Here is a 24,248-nt window from a genome sequence, read left to right as displayed (position 1 = left end):
CAGGCCCCGCCCGTTCCAACGCTTGAACAGCGCAGCGGCCCTGCTTCCGCGCCACGAAGAAACCGCTCTCCGACCTGTTTGGGTCGCCGCAGTTGCAATGCGTCCTTTGGCTCGGGTGGGTCTGTTTCTGCGGCGGTTCTGGTCTCCTGGGGGTGGCGGGCTGATCTTTGAGCTTTCCTTTGGTGTGTATTTTCGGTAAAGGCGTGAAAAAGGGTTGCTTTTGGGGAGTAGGGCCAGAGACGCCAGAGTGGCGGTGGCCGAGATGGTGAACGCGACGGACGGTGGCGTGCCGATGGTGAGGGCGGCGGCCAGCCAGGTGGCGAGGGCGGGGCCCACCAGGCGGAGGTCGTGGTCGTCCTGCTTCATACGCGCACCATGCTTTTCAGGTCGGCGAAGCGTCGGGCGCCGATACCGGAGACCTCCTGGAGTTGGTCCACGGAGCGGAAGCCGCCGTGCTGTGTGCGGTAGTCGACGATGCGTTGTGCGAGCACCGGGCCGACCCCCGGCAGTTGGTCGAGTTGCTCGACGGTCGCGGCGTTGAGGTCGAGCGGCGTTCCCGGGCCTGCCGCGGACGGCCCTGCGGGTGCGGCGGCCTGGGGGGATGCGGGGGCACGCACCCCTACCGGGATCTGCTCGCCGTCGACCAGTTTCCGGGCGAGGTTGAGGGAACCCGTCGCCGCACCCGAACGCGCTCCACCCGCGGCCTTGATCGCGTCGGCCACGCGTGAGCCGCTGGGAAGTGTGACCACGCCGGGGCGCCGGACCTTGCCGTGCACGTGGACGACGACCTGCCCGCCTTGGGACGACGAGACGGGCGTCGGCTCGGCCGGGACGACGGACTGTTCTGGCACGGGCTGGGGTTTCGGATGTGCCGCCCAGAGGTAGCCACCGGCGGCCAGGACCGCGACCAGCGCGAAGACGATCAGGACCCGCGCGCTTCTGCCATGGGGTGGGTCCGGCTCTTCTTGGTTCGCGGGATCTTGTGGAAGTGTTTCTGACGGTGAATTCGGGAGAAATGGGGATGAGCGTAAATGGGCGACCGGCGGGAGGTCGTTACCTGGTGTGGAACGCAGGTCGGTGGGTTTCATTCGTCCGACGGTAAGGAGTCGGACGGCGGGGCGGCAGGGGGCCGGGGAATTGTGGATAACTCAGAGGTGCGGGGCCACTACCACGCCGAGCATGCCCGGTCCCACGTGGGCGCCGATGACGGGGCCTACCTCGCCCACGTAGACGTCTCCGACATGGGGGATGCGTTCGCGGAGGTTCTGGGCGAGGGCTTCGGCTCGAGCGGGGGCGGCGAGGTGCTGGACGCCCAGGTCGACGTGGCGTTCACCGGCCTCGGCCACGGCGATCTCGGTCAGCCGGGACAGGGCGCGGGACGAGGTGCGCACTTTCTCCAGCGGGGCGATCCTGCCGCCGTCGATGCCCAGGAGGGGTTTGACCATCAGGGCGGAGCCGAGCAGGGTGGCGGCCGCGCCGATGCGGCCGCCGCGTCTGAGGTGTTCGAGGGTGTCGACGTAGAAGAGGGAGCGGGACAGCTCGGCGCGGCGTTCGGCGGCGGCGATCACGTCGGGGGCGGACGCGCCGTCGAGGGCGGCCGCGGCGGCGGATAGGGCGGCGAAGCCCAGGCCCAGCCCGATGGTGCCGGAGTCGACGACATGGACGGGTACCGGGGCGTCCTTCGCGGCCAGGCGGGCGGCCTCGATCGTGCCCGACATCGAGGCGGCGAGGTGGACCGACACGACCGCGTCGGCGCCCGCGCCGGCGGCGGCCTTGAACGCGTGGGCGAAGCGCTCGGGGGCGGGACGGGACGTGGTGACGGGATGCCGGTCCTTGAGCGCCTCCGCGGCGGTGATCTCACCTTCGGCGCGCAGTTCGCCGCCGATGGCGAGCTGCAGCGGGACGATGGTGAGGCGCTGCCGTTCGGCCAGGCCGGGTGGCAGGTAGGCAGTGGAATCCGTGACGACCGCGACCGCGCTTCCCATGGCAGGAGATTACTCCTCGGGACGGCGTCGAGGGTGACCGCGATGTATCGCTGTGTAACAGGCAGGTCAGGCCTGGACGGGGACGCCGCCTCGCCAGACGCGTAGCGCTCGCAGGCCGAAGGCCCAGGCGAAGGCGCCTTCGTGGTCGGCGTCCCACAGGACGATGTCGGCCAGCATGCCCGGTGCCAGGGAGCCGCGGTCGCCGACGCGCAGCGCGGACGCTCCGCCGAGCGTGGCGGCGCGCAGGGCCTCGGTGACGCTCAGCCCGAACATGGCGACCGACAGGCCGATCACCAGTGGCATGGACGTGATGCCGCACTGGCCCGGGTTGTGGTCGGTGCCGAGTGCCACGGTGACGCCGCGGTCGAGCATGGCGCGCACCGGTGCCGGTGGGCGGGCGCTGTTGAGGGCGCTGCCGGGGCAGACGGTGGCGGTGACGCCGGCGTGCGCGAGGGCCTTGATGTCGTCCTCGTTGGCCTGGGTGAGCAGGTCGGCGGAGGCGCAGCCGACCTCGGCGGCGACCTGTGCGGCGCCGACGCGCTCGTTGGCGCAGGCGTGCATGCGGGCCTTCAGGCCGGAGCGCTTGCCGGTGAGGAGGAGGGCACGGGCCTCCTCGGCGGTGAAGTGGCCCTCGTCGCAGTAGACGTCGATGCTGTCGGCTCCGGCCACGGCGGCGTCGCCGGCCCACTGGCGGACGGCCTCGATGTAGTCGCGGCGGCGGCCGAAGAACTCCGGCGGGAGGATGTGGGCGGCCAGGAAGGTGGCGTGGATGCGGGGCATGGACGGCTCGCCCTCCAGCGAGCGCAGCATCCGGATGTCGGCCAGTTCGCCGTCGCGGGTGAGGTGGTAGCCGGTCTTGGCCTCGACGGTGGTGGTGCCCGCGAGGATCCACTGGCGGAGGCGTTCACGGACGCCGTTGCACAGCGTCCAGGGGTCGGTGCCGCGGGTGACGGTCACGGTGGAGTTGACCCCGCCGCCGGCCGCGGCGATCGCCGAGTGGGAGGAGCCGCTGGTGCGCATCGCCAGCTCGGCCCAGCGGTTGCCCGCGTACACCGGGTGGGAGTGCGCGTCGATCAGGCCCGGGGTGACCAGTCCGCCGCCGAGGTTCTCCACGTGGTCGACGTCGACGATGTCGTCGATGATGCCGGGCACGCTCTGCGGCAGGTCCGAGGCGGGACCGGCCCAGACGATCCGGTCGTCGTGGATCAGCACCGCGGCGTTGCTGCAGACGTCGGTGCCCGTCCAGAGCCTGCCGATGTTCGTCAACAGCCGTACGGTCATAGGGTCACCGGCCCTGGGCGGTCAGGGCGCCGTGCGGGCGCGCGGAACCGGAGGCCGGGGCGGGCGTGGCGGCCGGGTGGGGAGGCATGCCGGGCGCGCGCTGGAACGCGCCATTCGAGAGCCGGGACGTGGACGTGGCCGGCGGGGCGGGCCGGGGCGGTCGGCTCGTCCCCGCGACGCCGTGCGGACGTGCCATGGCGCGCCGCAGCGAAATCCCTGCGCGCGGGTAGTTACCTGCCATGACGTAGGCCACCTGCTCTCGTTCCGGAATGCCGACTGGGTGCCGGCGATTCACCACTGGAGGGTCGGGTGATCAAATGATCACCATGAGCAACGAGACCGGAGATATCGGTTTCGTCACGGTAGTGCACTGAAGGCCCGGCCGACAACCTCTGTTCGGCAAACGCGGCCCCCACGGGAAAGGTTCCAGGGGAGCGGATGGCGGCAGGCTGGGACGGCCATGCGTTCACACTGGTCACCGGCGTCCGACAACCGGACAATGGTCGCACAATACCAAAAAACCCATGCACCATCCGGTCATCGCGCATCGCCGCCCTCGCCCCGCCCTGGTCCTACGACCGTACGGATTCCAGAGACGACGTCAAGCGGAATGCAGAAGCTGTCACCGTTCAGCGACCGGCATTCGATATTCCACCCACACCCTTACCCATATTTGGATGAGTCATCGAACGACCATTGGCCTGACCGAAAACCGCCATCACCTCGTCGTCAAACCGGACGCCCCAACCCTCCGTATACGAAGAGGCGCCGTTCCTCCCCTGATGGGACGGAACGGCGCCCTGTGATTCGTGGCCGCCTGGCGGCTCAGCCGGTGGTGGGGGCGAGGTCCTCGTAGCGCTCCAGCTCGTTCGCCAGCGTGTCGGGGACGCGCGCGTGCATGACCGTCCCCTCGGCCACGTGGTCCTGCTTCAGCACCTCGCCGCGCTCGTGCACGCGGGCGACCAGGTCGCCGCGGTCGTAGGGCAGCAGCACCCGCAGCTCGCGCTCGAGACGCGGCAGGTCCGCCTCGATGGCCTCGCGGAGCCGCTCGATGCCGGAACCGGTGCGGGCCGAGACGACCACGCTGTGCGGCTCGCGCAGCTGCAGCCGGGTGAGGGCGAGCTCGTCGGCGGCGTCGGCCTTGTTGATGACGATGATCTCGGGGATATGGTCCGCGCCGATCTCGCGCAGCACCTCCCGCACCGCGTCGATCTGCGACTCGGGGTCGGGGTCGGAGCCGTCCACCACGTGCAGGATCAGCCCCGCGTCGCTGACCTCCTCCAGCGTGGACCGGAACGCCTCCACCAGCTGGTGCGGCAGGTGCCGGACGAAGCCGACCGTGTCGGCCAGGGTGTGGACGCGGCCGCCGGGGGTCTCGGTCCGCCGCACGGTCGGGTCGAGGGTGGCGAACAGCGCGTTCTCCACCAGCACGCCCGCGCCGGTGAGCCGGTTGAGCAGGGACGACTTGCCGGCGTTGGTGTAGCCGGCGATGGCCACGGCCGGCACCTGGTGGCGGCGGCGCTCGCCGCGCTTGGTGTCGCGCGCCTTGGACATGCCCTCGATCTGGCGGCGCAGCTTGGCCATCCGGGTGCGGATCCGGCGCCGGTCCAGCTCGATCTTGGTCTCACCGGGGCCGCGGCCGCCGATCCCGACGCCGCCGGCGGCCCGCCCGCCGACCTGCCGGGACAGGTTGCCGCCCCAGCCGCGCAGCCGCGGCAGCAGGTAGTTGAGCTGGGCCAGCTCGACCTGGGCCTTGCCCTCGCGGCTCTTGGCGTGCTGGGCGAAGATGTCCAGGATCAGCGCAGTCCGGTCGATCACCTTGACCTGGACGGTCTCCTCCAGGTGCCGCAGCTGGCTGGGCGCCAGCTCGCCGTCGCAGATGACGGTGTCGGCACCGGTGGAGATCACGATGTCGCGCAGCTCGGCGGCCTTGCCGGAGCCGATGTAGGTGGCCGGGTCGGGCCGGGTGCGGCGCTGGACGAGTCCTTCCAGCACCTGCGAACCGGCGGTCTCGGCCAGTAGCGCCAGCTCGCGCAGCGAGTTCTCGGCCATCTCGGCCGTGCCCTCGGTCCAGACGCCGACCAGGACGACGCGTTCCAGCCGGAGGGCGCGGTACTCCACCTCGGTGACGTCGGTCAGCTCGGTGGAGAGGCCCGCGACGCGGCGCAGTGCCCGCCGGTCCTCCAGGTCCAGCTCGCCGGTCAGCGGGTCGCCGTCCTCGTACGTACCGGTCACTCGGGGCTCATGTTCTGCAGAGAAGGCTTGAGTCATATGTCCTCTGTTAACGCCGCGAAGCGGCTGAGTCTTCCCCGTGATGGTCTCACGCGGGCCCGCGCTGGTCATGCGATTATCCCCGCCGATCCTCCAGCTCACGCACGATCGGAAGGCCGGTCACGGCCGCTCCCGCGGTCGTCTTGCGGACGACGCTCGGCACGCGTTCCGGACGGCCCTTCGCGGCATGCCGGTGCCGACCGCCCGTCAGGTGCACGGTTGGCGTCCGCTGGCTGGGAAGGACGTCCCCGTGCCCGCACCGCGTGTGTCCGGCGGCGCGTGTCCGGTGGACGGCCGAGATGCCGGGGGTGCTTTGACCGTCGTCCGGGCCGCCAAGTAGCTTTCTCCATACAACAGAAGTCTAATTTCACGATGCGAAAGGGCAGGCAGATGGCTGCACTCGAAGGGGTCGAGGTCACCGGTACCCTCCGCGAGCGATTCGACGAGATCCTGACGCCCGGAGCGCTCGGCCTGCTCGCCGCCCTGCAGCGGGAGTTCGGCGGGCGGCGCGAGGAGCTGCTGCGGGCGCGCGAAGAACGGCAGCGGCGGCTGTCGGCGGGCGGCACCCTGGACTTCCTGCCGGACACCGCCACGGTGCGCGCCGACGACAGCTGGCGAGTCGCCCCGCCGGCTCCGGGACTGGAGGACCGGCGGGTCGAGATCACCGGGCCGACGGACCGGAAGATGACCGTCAACGCGCTCAACTCCGGCGCCAAGGTGTGGCTGGCCGACTTCGAGGACGCCAACACCCCGCTGTGGGACAACATGATCCAGGGCCAGCTCAACCTGCGCGACGCCCTCGACCGCACGATCGACTTCACCGACCCCGGCAGCGGCAAGTCCTACGCGCTCGGGCCGGACGCCGAGCTGGCGACGATCGTCGTCCGCCCGCGCGGCTGGCACATGGAGGAGAAGCACCTCCTCGTCGACGGCAAGCCGATGTCGGGGTCGCTGTTCGACTTCGGCCTGTACTTCTTCCACAGCGCGCGGCGGCAGTTGGAGAAGGGCAAGGGCCCCTACTTCTACCTGCCGAAGATGGAGGGCCACCAGGAGGCGCGGCTCTGGAACGAGGCGTTCAACCTCGCCCAGGACCACCTGGAGATCCCGCGCGGCACCATCCGCGCCACCGTGCTGATCGAGACGATCCCGGCGGCGTTCGAGATGGAGGAGATCCTGTACGAGCTGCGCGACCACTCGGCGGGACTGAACGCGGGCCGGTGGGACTACCTGTTCTCGGTGATCAAGAAGTTCCGGGACCGGGGCCCGGAGTTCGTGCTGCCGGAGCGGAACGCGATCACGATGACCGCGCCGTTCATGCGCGCCTACACCGAGCTGCTGGTGCGCACCTGCCACAAGCGCGGCGCGCACGCGATCGGCGGCATGGCGGCGTTCATCCCGTCCCGGCGGGACGAGCAGGTCAACAAGGTCGCGCTGGAGAAGGTGCGGGCGGACAAGACGCGCGAGTCGGGCGACGGCTTCGACGGGTCGTGGGTGGCGCACCCGGATCTGGTGCCGGTCTGCCGCGAGGTCTTCGACGGCGTGCTGGGCGACCGGCCCAACCAGCGCGAGCGGCTGCGCGAGGACGTCAGGGTCTCGGCCGCCGACCTGCTGAACATCGCCGCGACGCCGGGCGACATCACCGAGGCGGGGCTGCGCAACAACATCGACGTGGCGCTGCGCTACCTGGCGACCTGGCTGGACGGGGCGGGCGCCGTGGCGATCCACAACCTGATGGAGGACGCCGCCACCGCGGAGATCTCCCGTTCGCAGGTCTGGCAGTGGATCTACAACGGGGTCACGCTGAAGGAGGGCGAGAAGGTCACCAAGGAGCTGGTCGAGCGGCTGCTGGCGGAGGAGCTGGGCACGATCCGCGCGGAGCTGGGCGAGGCGTTCAACGAGCCGCGCTACAACGAGGCGGTGGCGCTCTTCAAGGAGGTCACGCTCGCGGACGAGTACTCCGAGTTCCTCACGACCCCCGCGTACGAGCGGATGCCCTGACGCGGCTGTGTTCATTTCAATCCCGGCCCAGGGGCGCTCGCCTGGCGGCTCGCACCCCTGACCGTGCTTGGTGCGAGCGCGACATCGCTTCGCGATCTGCCCTGTGGGGCTTGCCTCCGGCATCGCCCCACAGGGCAGGTAGCGCGCTCGCGCGGTGGCTGAGGCCACTTCGAGACAGTCCCCGCTCCGGCCCTCGCCGTGGCGGGCAACGCTGATCTTGCGGTCGTTCACGCAGGGGAGCATGGTGGATGTGATGGAACCGATATCCGAGGACTCCCAGGCCGCCGCGCCGGCCACGGCGCCGGCCGCCGAACCGGCCGGGCCGCCGCCGCGGGACGATGCGGCGCTGCGCGGGCTGGCCGATCGCTTCACGCGGCTGCTGGGCGCGGACTCGGTGGTCGCCGACCCGGTGCGGCTGCGCACCTACGAATGCGACGGCCTGACGACGCACCGGGCCATGCCCGGCCTGGTCGTGCTGCCCGGCACCGCCGAGCAGATCGCGGAGATCGTGCGGGCCTGCGCCGCGGCCGGGATCCCGTACGTGGCGCGCGGCTCGGGCACCGGGCTGTCGGGCGGGGCGCTGCCGCGCACCGACGGGGTCCTGATCGTGACCTCCCGGATGCGCCGGATCCTGGAGATCGACGCCGAGAACGGGCGGGCGGTCGTCGAGCCGGGCGTGATCAACCTGGACGTGAGCCGGGCCGCCCGCCCGCACGGCTACTACTTCGCGCCCGACCCGTCCAGCCAGCAGATCTGCTCGGTGGGCGGGAACGTCGCGGAGAACTCCGGCGGCGCGCACTGCCTGAAGTACGGGTTCACCGCGCACCACGTGCTGGCCTGCGAGATCGTCACCCCGGACGGGGCGATCACCGAGCTGACCGCCGACGGCGCCGGCTACGACCTGCTGGGGGTGTTCGTCGGCGCGGAGGGCACGCTGGGCATCACCACCAAGATCACGGTCCGGCTGACCCGGCTGCCGGAGACCGTGCAGACGCTGCTGGCGGCGTTCACCTCGATCGAGGCGGGCGGGACCGCGGTGTCGGCGATCATCGGGGCGGGGATGGTCCCGGCGGCGATCGAGATGATGGACGCGCTGTCGATCGAGGCGGCGGAGGCGGCGGTGCGCTGCGAGTACCCGCCGGGCGCGGGCGCGGTGCTGATCGTGGAGCTGGACGGCCCCGCGGCGGAGGTGGAGCACCAGTTCGCGCGCGTCCAGGAGCTGTGCCGGGACGCGGGGGCGTTCGAGATACGGGTGGCCGCGGACGACGCCGAGCGGGCGCTGATCTGGAAGGGCCGCAAGTCGGCGTTCGCGGCGGTGGGCCGGATCAGCCCCGCGTACCTGGTCCAGGACGGCGTCATCCCGCGCACCTCGCTGCCCCGGGTGCTGGCGGGGATCGACGCGCTGTCGGCGGAGTCGGGCGTGCGGGTCGCGAACGTGTTCCACGCGGGCGACGGCAACCTGCATCCGCTGGTGCTGTTCGACGACGCCGTCGAGGGCGCGGCCGAGCGCGCCAAGGAGGTCTCCGGCAGGATCCTCGACCTGTGCATCGAGCACGGCGGCTCGATCACCGGGGAGCACGGGGTGGGTGTGGACAAGTCCCGCTACATGCCCCGCATGTTCACCGAGACCGATCTGGACACCATGCAGATGGTGCGCTGCGGCTTCGATCCGGCCGGGTTGTGCAATCCGGGGAAGGTCTTCCCCACGCCGCGGTTGTGCGGAGAGGTCCCCGGGTTCCGCAAGGGCGTGCACCCCCTGGTCGAGCAGGGGAAGGCGGAGCAGTTCTGATGCCGCCGAGGAGGTCCGCGAAGTCGAAGCCGAAGGCACTGGACGCGCTGGCGAAGGTGTGCGGCGACGTGCGGCCGGGCGAGCCCGAGGAGGGCGTGCTGGGCGTCGTCCCGGAGGTGGTGGCCGCGCCCGCGACCGTGGCGGAGGCGGCCGAGGTGATGCGGACCGCCGCGGAGAAGGGGCTGGCCGTCGTGCCGCGCGGCGCCGAGACCAGGCTCGACTGGGGCACGCCGCCGGCCCGCTGCGATCTCCTGCTGGACACCTCCCGCCTGGACGGCGTGGTCGAGCACGCCGCCGGCGACCTGGTCGTCACGGCGCGGGCGGGGCTGGCCACCGACCGGCTCGCCGGGATCCTGGCCGAGCAGGGGCAGCGGCTCGCGCTCGACGGCCCGCTGCCCGGTTCGACCGTCGGCGGGACGATCGCCACGGCCGCCGCCGGGCCGCTGCGCCTGCTGTACGGCTCGCCCCGCGACCTGGTCATCGGGCTGACGGTGGTCCGCGCGGACGGCCGGATCGCGCGGTCGGGCGGCAAGGTCGTCAAGAACGTCGCGGGCTATGACCTGGGGCGGCTGTTCAGCGGCTCGTTCGGGACGCTCGGCCTGATCGTCGAGGCGACGTTCCGGCTCCATCCGGTTCCGGCCGCGCGGGCGTTCATCACGCGTGCCGTCCCGGACGCGGCCGGCGCCCGCGAGGCGGTCCGGGCGGTGCTGCGCTCCCCCGCCGTCCCGAGCGCGCTGGAGGTGGTCGCGCCGGCCGGGCACGGCGGCATCGTGGTCGGGGTGCTGCTGGAGGGCGTCGAGGCGGGCGTGGCGGCCCGTACCGCCCAGATCACGGCGCTGCTCGGCGGGGACGCCGAGACCGGCGAGGAGCCTCCGGAGTGGTGGGGGGCCTATCCGGACGGCACGACGCTCATCGACGTCGCCGCACCGCCGACCGCGCTCCCCGACCTGCTGTCCGCGGTCGGGGACGCCGGGCCCGGTGCCGCGCTCGTCTGGTCCGCCGACGGCCGCGGCCACGTGGGGCTGTCCGGCGGAACGACTTCCGAGGCGGCCGCGCAGCTCCTGGGCGGCCTGCGCTCCGTCCTGGCGGGCGCCCCGCATCGCGGCGGAGCGGTGGTGCGGTACGCGCCCGGGGCCGTGCGGAAGGAACTCGACCTGTGGGGTCCGGTCCCGGCGCTGCCCCTCATGCGGCGGGTGAAGGACCAGTTCGATCCGGAGCGGCGGATGTCCCCGGGCCGCTTCGTGGGAGGTCTTTGATGACGACGGCGACGCGGCGAGGAGGTCGGCGGTGAACGACGGGAGGACGCCGGAGCCGCGGGAGTCTCAGGAGACGCCGGGGCTTCCGCAGCTGATCGGCGATTGCGTGCACTGCGGCTTCTGCCTGCCGACCTGTCCGACGTACGTCCTGTGGGGCGAGGAGATGGACTCCCCGCGCGGACGGATCAACCTGATGGACCAGCATGTGCAGGGCGAGCCGATGTCCCCGCCGATGGTGGAGCACTTCGACCGGTGCCTGGGCTGCATGGCGTGCGTGACGGCCTGCCCGTCCGGGGTCCAGTACGACCGGATGATCGAGATGACCCGGGCCGAGGTGGAGCGGGAGCATCCGCGGTCGCTGCCCGAACGCGCCCTCCGCGAGACGATCTTCAGGCTGTTCCCGTACCCGAACCGCCTGCGCGTCCTGCGCGGGCCGCTCCGCGCGTACCAGGCGACCGGCCTCGACCGCCTGGTCAGGCGCACCGGCCTGCTGGAGCGGCTGTCCCCGTCCCTGGCGGCGATGGAACGGCTCGCGCCCCCGCTCTCCCGCGCCCCGCGGCTGCCGGAGCGGGTGGCGGCGCGCGGCGGCCGGCGGGCCACCGTCGGCATGCTCACCGGGTGCGTCCAGCGCGAGTTCTTCCCCGGGGTGAACGCGGCGACGGCGCGGGTGCTGGCCCTCGAGGGCTGCGACGTGGTCATCCCCGCCGGCCAGGGCTGCTGCGGCGCGCTGTCGCTGCACGCCGGGCGCGAGGAGGAGGCCAGGGCGTTCGCCCGCCGCACGGTGGTGGCGTTCGAGGCGGTCGACGTGATCGTGGTGAACGCGGCGGGCTGCGGTTCGGCGATGAAGGAGTACCGGGCGCTGCTCGCGGACGATCCCGAGTGGGCGGGACGGGCCGAGGCGCTGTCGGCCAAGACCCGCGACCTCGCCGAGTTCCTGGTGGAGCTGGGGCCGCGCGCGGAACGGCACCCGCTTCCGGTGACCGTCGCCTACCACGACGCGTGCCACCTCTCCCACGCGCAGGGCATCCGGAGCCAGCCGCGCGCGCTTCTGGCCGGGATCCCCGAGCTGGCGGTCAGGGAGATCGCCGATCCCGAGATCTGCTGCGGGTCGGCGGGGATCTACAACCTGCTGCAGCCCGAGGCCGCCGCCGAGCTGGGCGACCGCAAGGCGGCGAGCGTGCGCGCGACGGACGCCGAGCTGCTGGTCGCCGCCAATCCCGGCTGCTCGATGCAGATCGCGACCGCGCTGGAACGGCAGGGCGTCCGGCTGCCGGTGGCGCACACGGCCGAGATCCTGGACGCCTCGCTCCGGGGTTGTGTTCCTTTCAATCCCGGCCCAGGGCGCGCTTGAGGCGAGCGCGACATCGCTAGGCCCGCATTTAGGACATCCGGTATCGTGGGCGGGCCCGTTCAGCCAGACTGCACCGGGAAACCATGTCCAACAGGCCGATGCCCCCGGGACGGCCCCCGGGGACGACTCCCCCAGGACCGGGACCGCTGCCCGGAAGCCGCCGTTCGCGCGGCCGCCGGCGCAAGAAGGGACCGGTGGGCAGGCTCGGCCTCGCCGGGGCCCTCACCGGCACGATCGGCATCGTCGTGATCGCCGTCGGCATCGTCTTCTTCCGTCCGGACGACTCGGGCGGGGACTCCGGCCGTCCGACGCCCACCGCCGGCGACGCCTCGTCCCAGCGCACTCTCGGCTCCGTCGGCGCGCCCGCGACCGGTCCCGTGCTGAACGTCACCACGCCGGAGGGGTACGGGTACGGCCTGGCGGCGGTCAAGGCGGGCACGGACGACAAGCCGCTGGACGACAGCAAGCCCCTCACCGAGCCCGGCACCACCTACGCGTACGCCGACTACGTCCTCACCAACAACCAGCGGCGCGCCGCCCTGCTCGACCATCCCGCCGACCTGTTCATGCCCGTGTCCCAGGTCCCCGGTTCGGCGCGCGAACGCTGCATGCCGCAGCCGGGCATCCCCGACGACATGTGCACGCTGCCCAACCGCAGCCGGGTCACCGCGCGCGTGAACGGCTCCAAGCCGCCGATCAGCGAGGCCGGCGACAGCCTGATCCCGGCGGGCGCGTCCTACGTCGTGCGGATCGCGGCGGAGCTGCCCGTGAAGGACGGCGTCAAGCCGGAGGACCTCAAGCTCTACGTGTGGGACGCCCGCTTCACCAGCGACCGCAAGGGCATCGAGATCGCGTTCCCCTGACGGACGGCGAAAGCGCCGGCCGGCGACGAAATGTGATCGTCACCGCCCGGCGCACCCCCGAACCGCGGCGGGTCAGGACGCCATCGCGGGTTCCCGCCGCCCGGGCTCGGTTTCGTCCTGGCCGCGGGAGCGGATGCCGCCGAGCCCGAAGAACACCAGCCCGGCCGCCGTCCAGCCGAGCAGCACGACCAGCGGGCCGGTGGAGCCGGCGCCGTCGAAGTAGGCCACCGAGCGGAGCAGGGTGACCGCCGCGCCCGGGGGCAGCAGCTGGCCGAGCTCGCCCCAGGGCTGGGGCAGCAGTTCGGGCGCCGAGGCGGCCCCCGACAGCGGGTTGCCCAGCAGCAGGAACGTCAGCGCGCCGAGGCCGATCCCGGCGCGGCCGATCAGCGCGGCCAGGCCGACGATGGTCGCGGCCACGGCCAGTATCGCCAGCCCCATGACCGAGGCGACGGCCAGGTACGAGCCGGGCAGCACCGACAGCCAGCCCTGCGCCAGCCAGGCGCTGCCGAGCCCGCCCAGGACGGCGAAGGAGGTCAGGGCGACGGCGCGTCCCGCGAGCTCCCGGACGCCGAAGACGATCAGCGCCGAGGCGGCGAGGCTCGACATGATCAGCGGCAGCGCGAGGGAGCCGAAGCCGGACCCGCGCGGATCGTCGGCGTCGGTGGCCACCACGTCCTGGACGGGCGCGCCGGGACGGGCGTCCGACAACCGCTGCGCCAGCTGCGTGAGCTGCTGGGACACCGCCGGGGAGGCCGCCGAGGCGACCAGCACCCGGGGGCCCGCGGGCGTGGTGACGATGGCGCCGTAGGCGTCGTATTCGGTCAGCGCGGTGCGCGCCGCGGCCTCGTCGGCCACGGTCGTGACCTCGAACGCACCGGGGCGCTCGCGGTCGAGCCGCTGCGCGACCGCGGCGGCCTGCGGGCCCGCGGTCACGATCGGCACATCGCGGGGTTCGCTGCGCACGGCCGGCCACGAGAAAGCGATGATCATGACCAGTTGGAGCACGGCGGCGCCGAGAGCGACACCCACCGCGCGCTGGACCGGGGAGGATTTCACGGCCGCCTCCAATAAAGCGAATGTCCGTTCTCTATGACGCCGTCAGCGTCGCACCGGCGCGTCCAGTTGTCAAGAACGGACGTCCGTTTTATATTGGGCCCATGCCACGAGTGAGCGAGGAGCACCTCGCACGGCGCCGGCAGCAGATTCTGGACGCCGCCCGGGCCTGCTTCATCCGCAGGGGCGTCCACGAGACGTCCATGCAGGACATCTTCACCGAGTCCGGGCTGTCGGCCGGGGCCGTCTACCGCTATTTCAAGAGCAAGACCGAGATCATCGAGGCCATCACCACCACGGTGATCGGCGATCTCCACCTGTTCCTCGCCGAACTCGTGAACAACGACCCCATCCTCCCCCTGGACGAGGTGGTGGTCCGGATGGCGCGCCGCACGGAGGCGATGGCGGGCCCGAACGGGACCATCCGGCTCGCCCCGCAGGCCTGGTCGCTGGCGATGTACGAGCCCGATCTGCGCCGCTACGTCCGGGAGAACATCGCCAATCTCCGCGAGCACTGGATCACCTACGTGCGGCGTTGCGTCGAGGCCGGCCTCATGCCCCCCGGCACCGACGCGGTGGCCGCGGGCAAGGCCCTCTTCGGCATCCTCCCGGGCTTCGTCCTGCAGCGGCTCATCACCGAGGACGTGGACGCCGATGAACTCCGAGCGGGCGTCCAGGCCGTGTGCAACGCCGTCATGCTGAACCCTGGCGCCGCGGGCCGGACCTGACCCCGCTCACTCATCCGCCCGGCGTCCTCCAGGCGGTCCCGTCCCACGGCCTGTGACAACGATGGCCCGCTCGGAAACCGATCCGAGCGGGCCATCGCCGTTCCCGCGCTCCCGCATGCCCCGGCGCGCCGAAGCCGACCGGGGGGGCTCGAACCCGCCCCTGCAAGAGCTCGAAGCCGCCCCTGCCGGCGCACGACCGGCGCAAGAGCGATGCCCAAGTGATCCACCGGGGCCCGTGAAGCGTCGTCAGTGTCAACGGAATGGAGTCCCGCTGTCCTGAGGCGGTCGCCCTTGGATCGACAGGACACCCAGCAGGCCGTTTTAACATTCCATTACTTTTGACCCCGGGGAGAGCGCATGGTCACCGAGGATCACGAGGGCGGGACCGCCCGCTGGGCGCCGCCGCTCGCCCTCGCCGCGGTATGCGCCGTGGCCGCCTCGCTGATCACGGGTTTCTGGCTGCCCGAACCGCGCCGCATGGTCTGGTGGCACCCCGAGATCGTGGTGGCCGTCCTGTGGACGCCGGTCGCCGCGCTGCTGCTGCGCCACCGGCCCGGCCTGGTCGTCGGCCGGCTGATGCTGGTCTGCGGGGTCGCCGCCGCGGTCTACGTGCTGGCGCTCAACCTCGGCCCGCTGTTCGAGATGCGCGGCTGGCCCGGCGCCGATTTCCTAAACTGGCTCGGGGTGTGGCTGTGGGCCGTCGACACCTTCGGCCTCACCCTGGTCCTCCCGCTGATCTTCCCGGACGGGCGGCTGGTGTCGGCCTGGTTCCGCCCGGTGCTGGCGGCGGCCCTGGCGGTCCCGGTGGTCGTCTGCGCGCACCTCACCATCGATCCCGGGGCCCGGCGGTTCCACAACGGCGTCTCGGTCTACCCGTTCCAGGACATCCCGCTGCCGATCAGCGCGCTCATCCTCGGCACGCTGCTGCTCGCACTGGTCTCGATCGCGGTCCGCTTCGTGACGTCCGCACCGGACGTGCGGCGGCAGGTCGGCTGGGTCATCTACCCCGGAGTGCTCGCCCAGGCGATCATCTATCTGGGCGAGACCACCCCGATCGGCGACCCGCTGCGCAACCTCACCATCGCCGTCGTGCCGCTGTGCATCGCCATCGCGATCACCCGGTTCCGGCTGTACGACATCGATCTGGTGGTCAGCCGGACCCTGGTCTACGCCGGGCTGGTCATCGTGCTCACCGCCGTCTACTTCGCGCTGGTCGGCGCGGTCAGCCACGTGGTCGCCGCGCGCGGCCCGCTGGCCGGGCTGATCGGGGCGATCGCCGCGGGCGCGATGTTCGAGCCCGTCCGGCGGCGGCTCCAGCGCGCCATGGACCGGCTGATCCACGGCGAGCGCGACCCGTACCGGATCGCCGACCTGCTCAACCGGCGGCTGCAGACCACCTCCGACCCGTCCGCCGCGCTCGCCACCGCCGTCGCCGTGGTGCGCGAGGCGCTGCGCGCGTCCGGCGTGGTGCTGGAGGTGCTGGACCGGGACGGCCGCGTCACCGCCACCACCGAGGACGGCGTCCTCGGCGACCGTCCCCAGCTGATCCCGCTGGTCTGGCACGGCGAGCCGGTGGGACGGCTGCTGTTCGGCGTCACCCGGCCGCCGAACGCCAGGCTCGCGGGCGTGCTGTCCCGCAACCTGGCCGAGCTGACCAGCGCGGCCCGGCTCGCCGCCGACGTCCAGCGGTCCCGGGAGCGGATCCTGCGGACCCGCGAGGAGGAGCGCCGGCGGCTGCGCCGAGACCTGCACGACGGGCTCGGCCCCACCCTGGCCAGCCTGGCCATGACGGTGGACGCCGCGCGCATCACCCTCAAGACCGACCCGGCCGCCGCGGACGCCCTCCTGGAGAACCTGCGGACCACCATGGGACGCACCATCGGCGACATCCGCGAGCTGGTGTACGGCCTGCGCCCGCCCGCTCTGGACGACCTCGGCCTGGCCGGCGCGATCCGGGCCCTGGGCGGGGTCGTCGCGACCGGGGACGGCCCAAGGGTGGACGTCCAGGTCGACGGCGACCTGGACCAGCTGCCCGCCGCGGCAGAGGTCGCCGCGTACCGGATCGTGCAGGAGGCCCTCACCAACGTGTACCGCCACGCCAAGGCGGGAAGCGCCGTCGTGCGCCTGTACCTGAACGGGGACCTGCACGTCTGCGTCGGCGACGACGGTGTGGGCATGGCCCCGGACGCGCGTTCCGGAGTGGGGATGTCGTCGATGCAGGAGCGCGCCGCCGAGATCGGGGGCTCGTGCACCGTCGGTCCAGGTCCCGAAGGGGGCACCATGGTCCGCGCGAGGCTTCCCGTCGGTCTCAATGGAACCGGCAACGGGAGCACTTCGAGTAACGGTGGGAAGGCCGTCCGGTCTTAGCGCTTGAGGCCGCCGGCGTTCGGTCTCCCGCTCTGCCGTGGAAAGCGTGGAGGGCCGGTGGCCGCCCCCCGCCAAGAAGGAGCCACCGGCCCTCGGCACCACCCGGACCGGGGCTCCCATCCCGATCCGAGCGGGCCTTCACCAGAGGGTGTGCACTACTGAAGGTAGCGCCTTTCGGTCCCAGTGGTCAGGGACACCCGTCCCGACTGTGCCGGGACGATCCGGGGCGCACCCGGTCACACCCCGGGAATCCCGTACAGCACCACATAAAAGACCTGTTCACGTGCCGTGTGAAGGGCCGGTGGACGCTCAGGAACCGGTCAGCCAATCGGCGCGGAACTCTCCGTCCGCGACGAGCACCGCGGGACCGCGCAGATGGCTGGTACGGCCGTCCAGTGTGACTACCACGCGCCCGCCCGGGACGTCAATCGTCCACTGGTCGGCATGATCGTCTCGGCCATGGCGGTTCTCGGGGCCCTCGGCGAGCGCGGCGGCGGCCGCCACGGCCACCGTCCCGGTCCCGCAGGAACGGGTCTCGCCCGAGCCTCGCTCGTACACCCGCATCTCCACATGCCGCGCGCCGACCCGGCGGAAGAGCTCCACGTTCACCCCGTCCGGGAACACGGCGGGATCGAACCCGGGGGCGCGGGACAGGTCGAGCCCCGCGACGGGCTCGTCGATCGCGCAGGCCAGGTGCGGGTTCCCCATCGACACGCGCTCACCCGCGAACGACCGGCCCGCGAGGGAGGCCTCGCCCGTGCCGAGGTGCTCGGGCGGCCCCATGTCGACGCTCACGTCACCGGACGCGCCGAGCGTCACACGGCGCAGCCCGGCGCGGGTGGCCAGGTCCCATTCGCCCGGAGCGGCCAGGCCCGCGTCGACCAGGTAACGGGCGAACACCCGCACCCCGTTGCCGCACATCTCGGCGACGCTGCCGTCGGCGTTGCGGTAGTCCATGAACCACTCGGCCTCGCCCGCCATCGCCTCGACGGCCGGGTCGCCGGCGGCCTTGGTCCGGACGACGCGCAGCACGCCGTCACCGCCGATCCCGGCGCGCCGGTCGCACAGCCGCACCACCGCCGCCGGTGCCAACTCCAGGGCACCGTCCGGATCGGGCAGAATAACGAAGTCGTTCTCCGTGCCATGCCCCTTGACAAACCGCATGCGGCCCATCCTAGGGGCCTTCCGGCAGGTCCTCTCCGGGCGGTGCCGAGGCCAGGGCCACGGCCCGGTCCTCCAGGTCGGGGGCGTCGTAGGGGAGCCACCGCACCCGCGGATCGCGCCGGAACCACGACTCCTGCCGGCGCGCGAAACGCCGGGTCAGCCGGACCGTCTCCGCCTTCGCCTGCTCCTCGGTCCACTCCCCCGCCAGGAACCGCAGGACCTGCGCGTACCCGAGCGCGCGACCCGCCGTCAGGCCGCCGCGCAGCCCGGCCTTCTCCAGGGCGCGGACCTCGTCCACCAGGCCCGCCTCCCACATCCGCTCCACCCGCAGCGCGATCCGCGCGTCCAGCTCCGCGCGCGGCACGGTCAGCCCGATCTGCACCGCGTCGTACCGGTAGCGGTGCTCCGGCAGGGTCGCGCTGAACGGCTCCCCGGTGATCTCGATGACCTCCAGCGCCCGGACGATCCGCCGCCCGTTGCTCGGCAGGATCGCCGCGGCCGCCTCCGGATCGCGGCCGCGCAGGCGCTCGTGCAGCGCGGCCGGCCCGGACTCCGCCAGCTCCCCCTCCAGCCGCGCCCGCACCAGCGGATCGGTGCCGGGGAACGCGAAATGGTCGAGCGCCGCCCGCACGTACAGGCCGGACCCGCCGACCAGCACGGGGACCCGGCCCCGCCCCCTGATCTCCTCGACCGCCGCGGCGGCCAGGCGCTGGTACTCGGCCGCGCTCGCGGTGACGGTGACGTCCCAGATGTCCAGGAGGTGGTGCGGGACGCCGCGCATCTCGGCGGCCGCCAGTTTGGCGGTGCCGATGTCCATGCCGCGGTACAGCTGCATGGAGTCGGCGTTGACCGCCTCGCCGTCGAGGCGCAGCGCCAGCTCGACGGCGAGATCGGACTTTCCCGCCGCGGTCGGTCCCACGACGGCGATCACGTCTCTGGAGGTCACGGGCTTAGGTCCGGCCGAATGGGTAGGAATGCGGGCGTTGGGGTGCCGGACGGGCTCCGTCCGGCGCCACGGGACGAAGGACCAGGGGGGTACCAGATGTCCATCGTCGACAAGGTGAAGGAAATGCTCGGCCAGCACGGGGACAAGACCAAGCGGGGCGTCGAGAAGGGCGGTGGCATGGCCGACCGGAAGACCGGCGGCAAGCACACCGACAAGATCGACCAAGCACAGCAGAAGGCCTCGGACTACGTCGACCGCCAGGGGGACGCCGGACCTGGTGAGCAGCAGCAGCCGGGCCAGCGGCCCGGAGGCGACACCCCGGCCGGCTGACGCAGGCGGGACGCCCCCGGTCCTGGTGGGACGAGGGCCGACCGGTGCGCGGTGCGGTCACGGCGTTGTGAGTCCGTTCCAGGTCGCCACGAAGTAACCGACGCCGTAGGGAGCCTCATAGGCCAGCAGCTCGGCGTCGTACGAGGGCTGTGAACGGCCCGAGCGCTCTCGGACCGTACCCGCCGCATCCGCACAGGCACGCTCGCCGGACGCACGCCCGTCCGAAACGCGCCCGTGCGGCGTGCCCTCGTGCGGTGCGCCTTCGTGCGGTGTGCGCGGTGCTTCGGCTGCGCCCGCCAGGACCTGCCAGGCTGCGCGCCCGGCCGCCTGGACCTCGCGGGAGATCCCGGGGTCCAGGTCGGCCAGGGTGCCGGTGTCGGCCAGGCGGAGCGCCTCCGCCACGCCGGCGTCGTACGGCTCGGCGCGCGGGTCCAGGTAGCCGGGGGCCTTCGCGGACAGGCAGGCCGAGCCGTCCCCCATCACCAGGAGGGCGACCCTTTCGTCCGCCTGACCGGCCAGTTTCCGGCCCAGTGCCAGGCACTCGCGCGGCGCGGCGTCGTACGCCACCGACTGGAACCGGACCGGCACGCCGGGCGGGAGGTCGCGGAGCAGCCAGCGACCGATCGTGAGCGACAGGGGCAGGAGCTCGGCGGGTTTTACGGGCTCGCCGAAAACGGAATCAGCGCCCCCAACAGTGCCCGAAACGCCGTTTTCAGACGGCCTATAACTCGCGGTAGGGACCAGGCCGTAAGGACCCAAGGTCGCGACGGCGTCCGGGCCGTACGCGCGCGTCCCGGCTCCGCCCCCGACCACCACGATCGCCGCATCGCCGCCCGCCGCGCGCACGGCCTCTTCGAGCCCTCGCACCGCGGTGCCGCACGCGGCCCGCAGTGCGTCCAGCTCCTTCGCCGCGTCCCCGGCCAGCTCCGGGACGAGCAGAGGCGGATGCGGGCACACCGCCGCATAGATCAACATGGCCGGCGGCCTACGAGCACGTGGAGCAACTGGAAGACCCCGCCTGCACCGCTGAAACGGCGGGACGGCCGATACCCGGCATCCCCAGCGAGACCCCCTTCGGAGCGGCGGCGCCTTGCCTGGCCTCCCACGCGTCCCCCGCCCTCGTACGGCGCACCCCCGCGACCGGCTTGTCGGCCACCAGATGGTGCGGCGCTGCGTAGGTGACCTCGACCGTGACCATGTCGCCTGGGCGGACCGGCTCGTCCGGGGCCTGGAAGTGGACCAGGCGGTTGTCCCGCGCGCGCCCCGACAGGCGGCGGGTGGCGCCGTCCTTGCGCCCCTCCCCCTCGGCGACCAGCACTTCGAGGGTGTGGCCGAGTCGCTTCTTGTTCTCCTCCCAGGAGATCTCCTCCTGCAGGGCGACGAGCCGCTCGTACCGTTCCTGCACGACCTCCTTGGGCACCTGCCCGTCCATCGTGGCCGCGGGGGTGCCGGGACGCTTGGAGTACTGGAAGGTGAACGCCCCGGAGAAACGCGCCTCCCGCACGACGTGCAGGGTCTGCTCGAAGTCCTCCTCGGTCTCGCCGGGGAAGCCCACGATGATGTCGGTGGTGATGGCCGCGTCCGGGATGGCGGCGCGCACCTTCTCGATGATGCCGAGGTAGCGCTCCTGCCGGTACGAGCGGCGCATGGCGCGCAGCACGGGGTCGGCGCCCGACTGCAGGGGCATGTGCAGCGACGGCATCACGTTCGGCGTCTCGGCCATGGCGGCGATCACGTCGTCGGTGAAGTCCTTGGGATGCGGGGAGGTGAAGCGCACCCGCTCGAGGCCGTCCACTCCGCCGCAGGCCCGCAGGAGGCCGGCGAAGGCCGACTGCCCGTCCCCGGTCATCTCCCGCACCTCGCGCGGCGCGGACGCCAGGGCTCCGAAGCCCGATCCGTAGGCGTTGACGTTCTGCCCGAGCAGGGTGATCTCCAGGACCCCGTCGGCGACCAGCGCCTCCACCTCGGCCAGGATCTCGCCCGGCCGGCGGTCCCGCTCCTTGCCCCGCAGTGCCGGGACGATGCAGAAGGTGCAGGTGTTGTTGCAGCCCACCGAGATCGACACCCACGCGGCGTAAGGCGACTCGCGGCGCGTCGGCAGCGTCGAGGGGAAGGTCACCAGGGACTCTTCGATCTCGACCTGGGCCTCGTCCTGGATCCGGGCCCGCTCCAGCAGCACCGGGAGCGACCCGATGTTGTGCGTCCCGAAGACCACGTCCACCCAAGGCGCGCGTTCGACGATGGTGTCCCGGTCCTTCTGCGCCAGGCAACCGCCGACAGCGATCTGCATGCCGGGATGGCCGTCCTTGACGGGCCGCAGATGGCCGAGATTGCCGTACAGCCGGTTGTCGGCGTTCTCCCGTACCGCGCAGGTGTTGAAGACGACGACATCGGGCTCGGCGTCCCCGGCTCGGACATAGCCCGCGTCCTCCAGGAGGCCGGCCAGCCGCTCGGAGTCGTGGACGTTCATCTGGCACCCGTAGGTACGGATCTCGTACGTGCGGGCGCCGATCTCCATAGGCGCACTCATGACAGTCACCAAGGGTACGCGTCGTGACCACCCGGGCGTACGCGTCGGCCGGTCCGCCCCGGCTCGGCGGTCCGATGGGTCGCTCCGGCAGGTGATCCGGGCGAGAGGGTCACCAAAGGATCACCGGCCGGTCACAGTAGTGCGACGTCCGGACGCCGTCCCGGACACGCCCGCGGCGCCTACCGAGGGTGTTCTCGCAGCGTCACCGGCGGCTACGGGCGGTGCACTCGATCCCCTGCCGCCACTGGGGTCGCGGCGGCCCCGGCTTCGGCCGCCGATTTGGACGATCATGACGCTTACGTGGGGATTCGTGATCGGATCGGTACCACGCCGAGAATCAACCGTGGAGAACGATGACGTAAAGTCCCGCTCCATGACGGACAGCGGAGGCGGGCCCGAGCTCACCAAGGACGGCGGGCCCAGGAACGACGGCGGCGAAGGCGCGCCCCTCGTGGTGGTCGAGCACGTCAACAAGCACTTCGGCGACCTGCACGTGCTCAGGGACATCAACCTCACCGTGGACCGCGGCGAGGTGGTGGTGGTCATCGGCCCCTCTGGCGGCGGCAAGTCGACCCTGTGCCGGTCGATCAACCGGCTCGAGCCGATCGATGACGGCACGATCAAAGTGGACGGCAAGGAACTCCCCAAAGAGGGCCGCGAGCTGGCGAAACTGCGCGCGGACGTGGGCATGGTGTTCCAGTCGTTCAACCTCTTCGCGCACAAGACGATCCTCGACAACGTGACGCTCGGCCCCGTCAAGGTCCGCAAGTCGGGCAAGCAGGAGGCCGAGAAGCACGCCATGGAGCTGCTCGACCGGGTCGGGATCGCCAACCAGGCGCAGAAGTACCCCGCCCAGCTCTCGGGCGGCCAGCAGCAGCGCGCCGCGATCGCGCGATCGCTGGCCATGCGGCCCAAGGTCATGCTGTTCGACGAGCCGACCTCGGCGCTGGACCCGGAGATGGTCAACGAGGTGCTGGACGTCATGACCGGACTGGCCCGGGACGGCATGACCATGATCGTGGTCACCCACGAGATGGGCTTCGCGCGGCGCGCGGCGCAGAAGGTGGTCTTCATGGCCGACGGCCAGATCGTCGAGGAGAACACCCCCGACGAGTTCTTCACCAACGCGCGCACCGACCGCGCCAAGGACTTCCTTTCCAAGATCCTCACGCACTGACCCCGTCGCCGGGGCCGGGCGGCGGCGGGAGCGGCCGCGCACGGACCCCGGTCACGCCCCCGACAACTGGAGACCGGACCAAGCCCCGCACAGAGCCCCGCACAGAGCCCGTACCGAGCCCGTACCAGGCCCCACGCACTGGCTGAGCCGCGGCTCCGGCAGATAGCAGCCGGCAGAAACGCAGAGGGAGAACGAGCAATGCGAGTAAGTCGTTTCGGCGCCGCCATCGGCGCGGCGACCGCGCTGGCGCTGGCCCTGACCGCCTGTGGCAGCGACACCGAGAAGACCGAGGCCAAGACGGTCGCCCAGAAGGCCAAGGAGACCAAGAAGATCACCGTGGGCGTCAAGTACGACCAGCCGGCGCTGGGGCTGAAGAAGCCCGACGGCACGTTCGAGGGCTTCGACGTCGACGTGGCCAAGTACATCGCCAAGGAGCTCGGCGTCCCGGAGAGCGGGGTCACCTTCAAGGAGACCCGGTCGGAGAACCGCGAGTCCTTCATCGGCGGCGGGCAGGTCGACCTCGTGATCGCCACGTACTCGATCACCGACGCGCGCAAGAAGCAGGTCACCTTCGGCGGCCCCTACTACGTCGCGCAGCAGGACACGATGGTCCGGGCGGACGACAACAAGATCAAGAAGCCCGAGGACCTCAAGGGCAAGAAGCTGTGCAAGGCGGCCGGGTCCAACTCCTTCCGCCGGGTCACCGAGGGCCCGCCGGACGGCAAGCTCGGCATCAAGGGCGTGAACCTGGTGGACGCCTCCAGCTACTCCGAGTGCACCGCCAAGCTGGGCACCGGGGCGCTGGACGCGGTCAGCACCGACGACCTGATCCTGGCCGGCTTCGCCAACCAGCAGAAGGGCAAGTTCAAGGTCATCAACTCGCCCATCTCCGAGGAGAAGTACGGCGTCGGCATCAAGAAGGGCGACACCGAGACCTGCGAGGCCGTCAACAAGGCCGTCACGAAGATGTACCAGGACGGCACCGCCAAGACGCTCCTGGAGAAGCACTTCGCGGGCACCGGGCTCCAGTTCAAGACCACCGCCCCGCCGGCCGAGGGCTGCGCCTGAGGCCAGGTACGCACCCGGCCGCCGGGCCGCGTCCCGCCGGTGGAGCACGCCTCCGCCGGACGCCGCGCCCGGCGCCGGGTCCGCGCCTGCT

Annotated in this window: 19 protein-coding genes; 10 read left to right on the top strand and 9 right to left on the bottom strand. The window is 71.9% G+C overall.

Translation table 11 applies throughout. From position 1 onward, the window contains the following. Positions 1-362: 362 nt before the first annotated feature. The 4 genes from ABD340_RS46185 to hflX form a co-directional block, all read right to left on the bottom strand. Entirely contained in the window at positions 363-851 is a 489-nt protein-coding gene (locus ABD340_RS46185) for a helix-hairpin-helix domain-containing protein (protein WP_344598346.1), read from the bottom strand. 297 nt (positions 852-1,148) lie between these two features. Beyond that, the gene (locus ABD340_RS46180) at positions 1,149-1,985 is read right to left on the bottom strand and encodes a DegV family protein (RefSeq protein ID WP_344598345.1); all 837 of its coding nucleotides are present in this window, start codon (positions 1,983-1,985) and stop codon (positions 1,149-1,151) included. 66 nt (positions 1,986-2,051) lie between these two features. Next, positions 2,052-3,266 (bottom strand): imidazolonepropionase, encoded by a 1,215-nt coding sequence (gene hutI, locus ABD340_RS46175; protein WP_344598343.1) that lies wholly within the window; start codon positions 3,264-3,266, stop codon positions 2,052-2,054. Positions 3,267-4,091: 825 nt separating this feature from the next. Next, the gene (hflX, locus tag ABD340_RS46170; protein ID WP_425547551.1) at positions 4,092-5,537 is read right to left on the bottom strand and encodes a GTPase HflX; all 1,446 of its coding nucleotides are present in this window, start codon (positions 5,535-5,537) and stop codon (positions 4,092-4,094) included. A gap of 390 nt (positions 5,538-5,927) precedes the next feature. Here hflX and aceB point away from each other — a divergent pair, with 390 nt between their 5' ends. The 5 genes from aceB (at position 5,928) to ABD340_RS46145 (ending at position 12,794) form a co-directional block, all read left to right on the top strand. Beyond that, complete coding sequence (gene aceB, locus ABD340_RS46165) at positions 5,928-7,535, top strand: malate synthase A (RefSeq protein WP_344598340.1); 1,608 nt, start codon at positions 5,928-5,930, stop codon at positions 7,533-7,535. Between the two features lie 253 nt (positions 7,536-7,788). Next, entirely contained in the window at positions 7,789-9,324 is a 1,536-nt protein-coding gene (locus ABD340_RS46160) for an FAD-linked oxidase C-terminal domain-containing protein (protein WP_344598338.1), read from the top strand. Beyond that, positions 9,324-10,580 carry an FAD-binding oxidoreductase gene (locus ABD340_RS46155; protein ID WP_344598336.1) on the top strand — a complete coding sequence of 419 codons (1,257 nt, stop codon included), beginning with the start codon at positions 9,324-9,326 and terminating at the stop codon, positions 10,578-10,580. Before ABD340_RS46160 ends, ABD340_RS46155 begins: the two co-directional genes overlap by 1 nt. Positions 10,581-10,611: 31 nt before the next feature. After that, the gene (locus tag ABD340_RS46150; protein WP_344598334.1) at positions 10,612-11,931 is read left to right on the top strand and encodes a (Fe-S)-binding protein; all 1,320 of its coding nucleotides are present in this window, start codon (positions 10,612-10,614) and stop codon (positions 11,929-11,931) included. Between the two features lie 194 nt (positions 11,932-12,125). Further along, positions 12,126-12,794, top strand: a complete 669-nt coding sequence (locus tag ABD340_RS46145; protein ID WP_344598333.1) for a hypothetical protein — start codon at positions 12,126-12,128, stop codon at positions 12,792-12,794. A gap of 72 nt (positions 12,795-12,866) precedes the next feature. On the opposite strand, the gene ABD340_RS46140 is transcribed toward ABD340_RS46145, so the two are convergent. Beyond that, a complete protein-coding gene (locus ABD340_RS46140) occupies positions 12,867-13,850 on the bottom strand; it encodes a hypothetical protein (protein WP_344598331.1) in 984 nt (327 codons plus the stop codon). A gap of 101 nt (positions 13,851-13,951) precedes the next feature. On the opposite strand from ABD340_RS46140, the gene ABD340_RS46135 reads away from it, so the two are divergent. Both ABD340_RS46135 and ABD340_RS46130 read left to right on the top strand, forming a co-directional pair. After that, entirely contained in the window at positions 13,952-14,575 is a 624-nt protein-coding gene (locus tag ABD340_RS46135; RefSeq protein ID WP_344598329.1) for a TetR/AcrR family transcriptional regulator, read from the top strand. Between the two features lie 357 nt (positions 14,576-14,932). Beyond that, a complete protein-coding gene (locus ABD340_RS46130) occupies positions 14,933-16,942 on the top strand; it encodes a sensor histidine kinase (protein ID WP_344598327.1) in 2,010 nt (669 codons plus the stop codon). A gap of 309 nt (positions 16,943-17,251) precedes the next feature. Here ABD340_RS46130 and dapF read toward each other — a convergent pair whose 3' ends face one another. Together dapF and miaA are read right to left on the bottom strand one after the other, a co-directional pair. Continuing rightward, positions 17,252-18,106 carry a diaminopimelate epimerase gene (gene dapF / locus ABD340_RS46125; RefSeq protein WP_344598326.1) on the bottom strand — a complete coding sequence of 285 codons (855 nt, stop codon included), beginning with the start codon at positions 18,104-18,106 and terminating at the stop codon, positions 17,252-17,254. Between the two features lie 10 nt (positions 18,107-18,116). Then, positions 18,117-19,037 carry a tRNA (adenosine(37)-N6)-dimethylallyltransferase MiaA gene (gene miaA / locus ABD340_RS46120; RefSeq protein WP_344598499.1) on the bottom strand — a complete coding sequence of 307 codons (921 nt, stop codon included), beginning with the start codon at positions 19,035-19,037 and terminating at the stop codon, positions 18,117-18,119. Positions 19,038-19,148: 111 nt separating this feature from the next. Between miaA and ABD340_RS46115 the strand changes: the two genes are divergently transcribed. Beyond that, positions 19,149-19,382, top strand: coding sequence for an antitoxin (locus tag ABD340_RS46115; RefSeq protein WP_344598325.1), 234 nt, complete (start codon positions 19,149-19,151; stop codon positions 19,380-19,382). A 57-nt stretch (positions 19,383-19,439) separates the two neighbouring features. On the opposite strand, the gene ABD340_RS46110 is transcribed toward ABD340_RS46115, so the two are convergent. Continuing rightward, a complete protein-coding gene (locus ABD340_RS46110) occupies positions 19,440-20,357 on the bottom strand; it encodes a class III extradiol dioxygenase subunit B-like domain-containing protein (protein WP_344598324.1) in 918 nt (305 codons plus the stop codon). A 10-nt stretch (positions 20,358-20,367) separates the two neighbouring features. Next, on the bottom strand, positions 20,368-21,912 hold the full coding sequence (gene miaB / locus ABD340_RS46105) for a tRNA (N6-isopentenyl adenosine(37)-C2)-methylthiotransferase MiaB (protein WP_425547550.1): 1,545 nt from the start codon (positions 21,910-21,912) through the stop codon (positions 20,368-20,370). 373 nt (positions 21,913-22,285) lie between these two features. Between miaB and ABD340_RS46100 the strand changes: the two genes are divergently transcribed. Together ABD340_RS46100 and ABD340_RS46095 are read left to right on the top strand one after the other, a co-directional pair. After that, entirely contained in the window at positions 22,286-23,089 is an 804-nt protein-coding gene (locus ABD340_RS46100) for an amino acid ABC transporter ATP-binding protein (protein WP_425547549.1), read from the top strand. Between the two features lie 198 nt (positions 23,090-23,287). After that, positions 23,288-24,157 (top strand): glutamate ABC transporter substrate-binding protein, encoded by an 870-nt coding sequence (locus tag ABD340_RS46095; RefSeq protein ID WP_344598323.1) that lies wholly within the window; start codon positions 23,288-23,290, stop codon positions 24,155-24,157. Positions 24,158-24,248: the final 91 nt, after the last annotated feature.

Source organism: Actinomadura vinacea (genome assembly GCF_039532545.1).
GTDB classification, from domain to species: domain Bacteria; phylum Actinomycetota; class Actinomycetes; order Streptosporangiales; family Streptosporangiaceae; genus Spirillospora; species Spirillospora vinacea.
The sequence above is the reverse complement of the archived record's forward strand: the minus strand, read 5'-3'. Positions and strand labels throughout refer to the sequence as shown.

What these genes read in the sequence shown, in the direction of transcription:
- ABD340_RS46130 (WP_344598327.1), top strand. Translation starts at nt 14,933, where the DNA reads ATGGTCACCGAGGATCACGAGGGCGGGACCGCCCGCTGGGCGCCGCCG.
- ABD340_RS46100 (WP_425547549.1), top strand. Translation starts at nt 22,286, where the DNA reads ATGACGGACAGCGGAGGCGGGCCCGAGCTCACCAAGGACGGCGGGCCC.
- aceB (WP_344598340.1), top strand. Translation starts at nt 5,928, where the DNA reads ATGGCTGCACTCGAAGGGGTCGAGGTCACCGGTACCCTCCGCGAGCGA.
- miaB (WP_425547550.1), bottom strand. Translation starts at nt 21,912, where the DNA reads ATGAGTGCGCCTATGGAGATCGGCGCCCGCACGTACGAGATCCGTACC.
- ABD340_RS46155 (WP_344598336.1), top strand. Translation starts at nt 9,324, where the DNA reads ATGCCGCCGAGGAGGTCCGCGAAGTCGAAGCCGAAGGCACTGGACGCG.
- ABD340_RS46115 (WP_344598325.1), top strand. Translation starts at nt 19,149, where the DNA reads ATGTCCATCGTCGACAAGGTGAAGGAAATGCTCGGCCAGCACGGGGAC.
- hutI (WP_344598343.1), bottom strand. Translation starts at nt 3,266, where the DNA reads ATGACCGTACGGCTGTTGACGAACATCGGCAGGCTCTGGACGGGCACC.
- ABD340_RS46135 (WP_344598329.1), top strand. Translation starts at nt 13,952, where the DNA reads ATGCCACGAGTGAGCGAGGAGCACCTCGCACGGCGCCGGCAGCAGATT.
- hflX (WP_425547551.1), bottom strand. Translation starts at nt 5,537, where the DNA reads ATGACTCAAGCCTTCTCTGCAGAACATGAGCCCCGAGTGACCGGTACG.
- ABD340_RS46110 (WP_344598324.1), bottom strand. Translation starts at nt 20,357, where the DNA reads ATGTTGATCTATGCGGCGGTGTGCCCGCATCCGCCTCTGCTCGTCCCG.
- ABD340_RS46095 (WP_344598323.1), top strand. Translation starts at nt 23,288, where the DNA reads ATGCGAGTAAGTCGTTTCGGCGCCGCCATCGGCGCGGCGACCGCGCTG.
- dapF (WP_344598326.1), bottom strand. Translation starts at nt 18,106, where the DNA reads ATGCGGTTTGTCAAGGGGCATGGCACGGAGAACGACTTCGTTATTCTG.
- ABD340_RS46180 (WP_344598345.1), bottom strand. Translation starts at nt 1,985, where the DNA reads ATGGGAAGCGCGGTCGCGGTCGTCACGGATTCCACTGCCTACCTGCCA.
- ABD340_RS46160 (WP_344598338.1), top strand. Translation starts at nt 7,789, where the DNA reads ATGGAACCGATATCCGAGGACTCCCAGGCCGCCGCGCCGGCCACGGCG.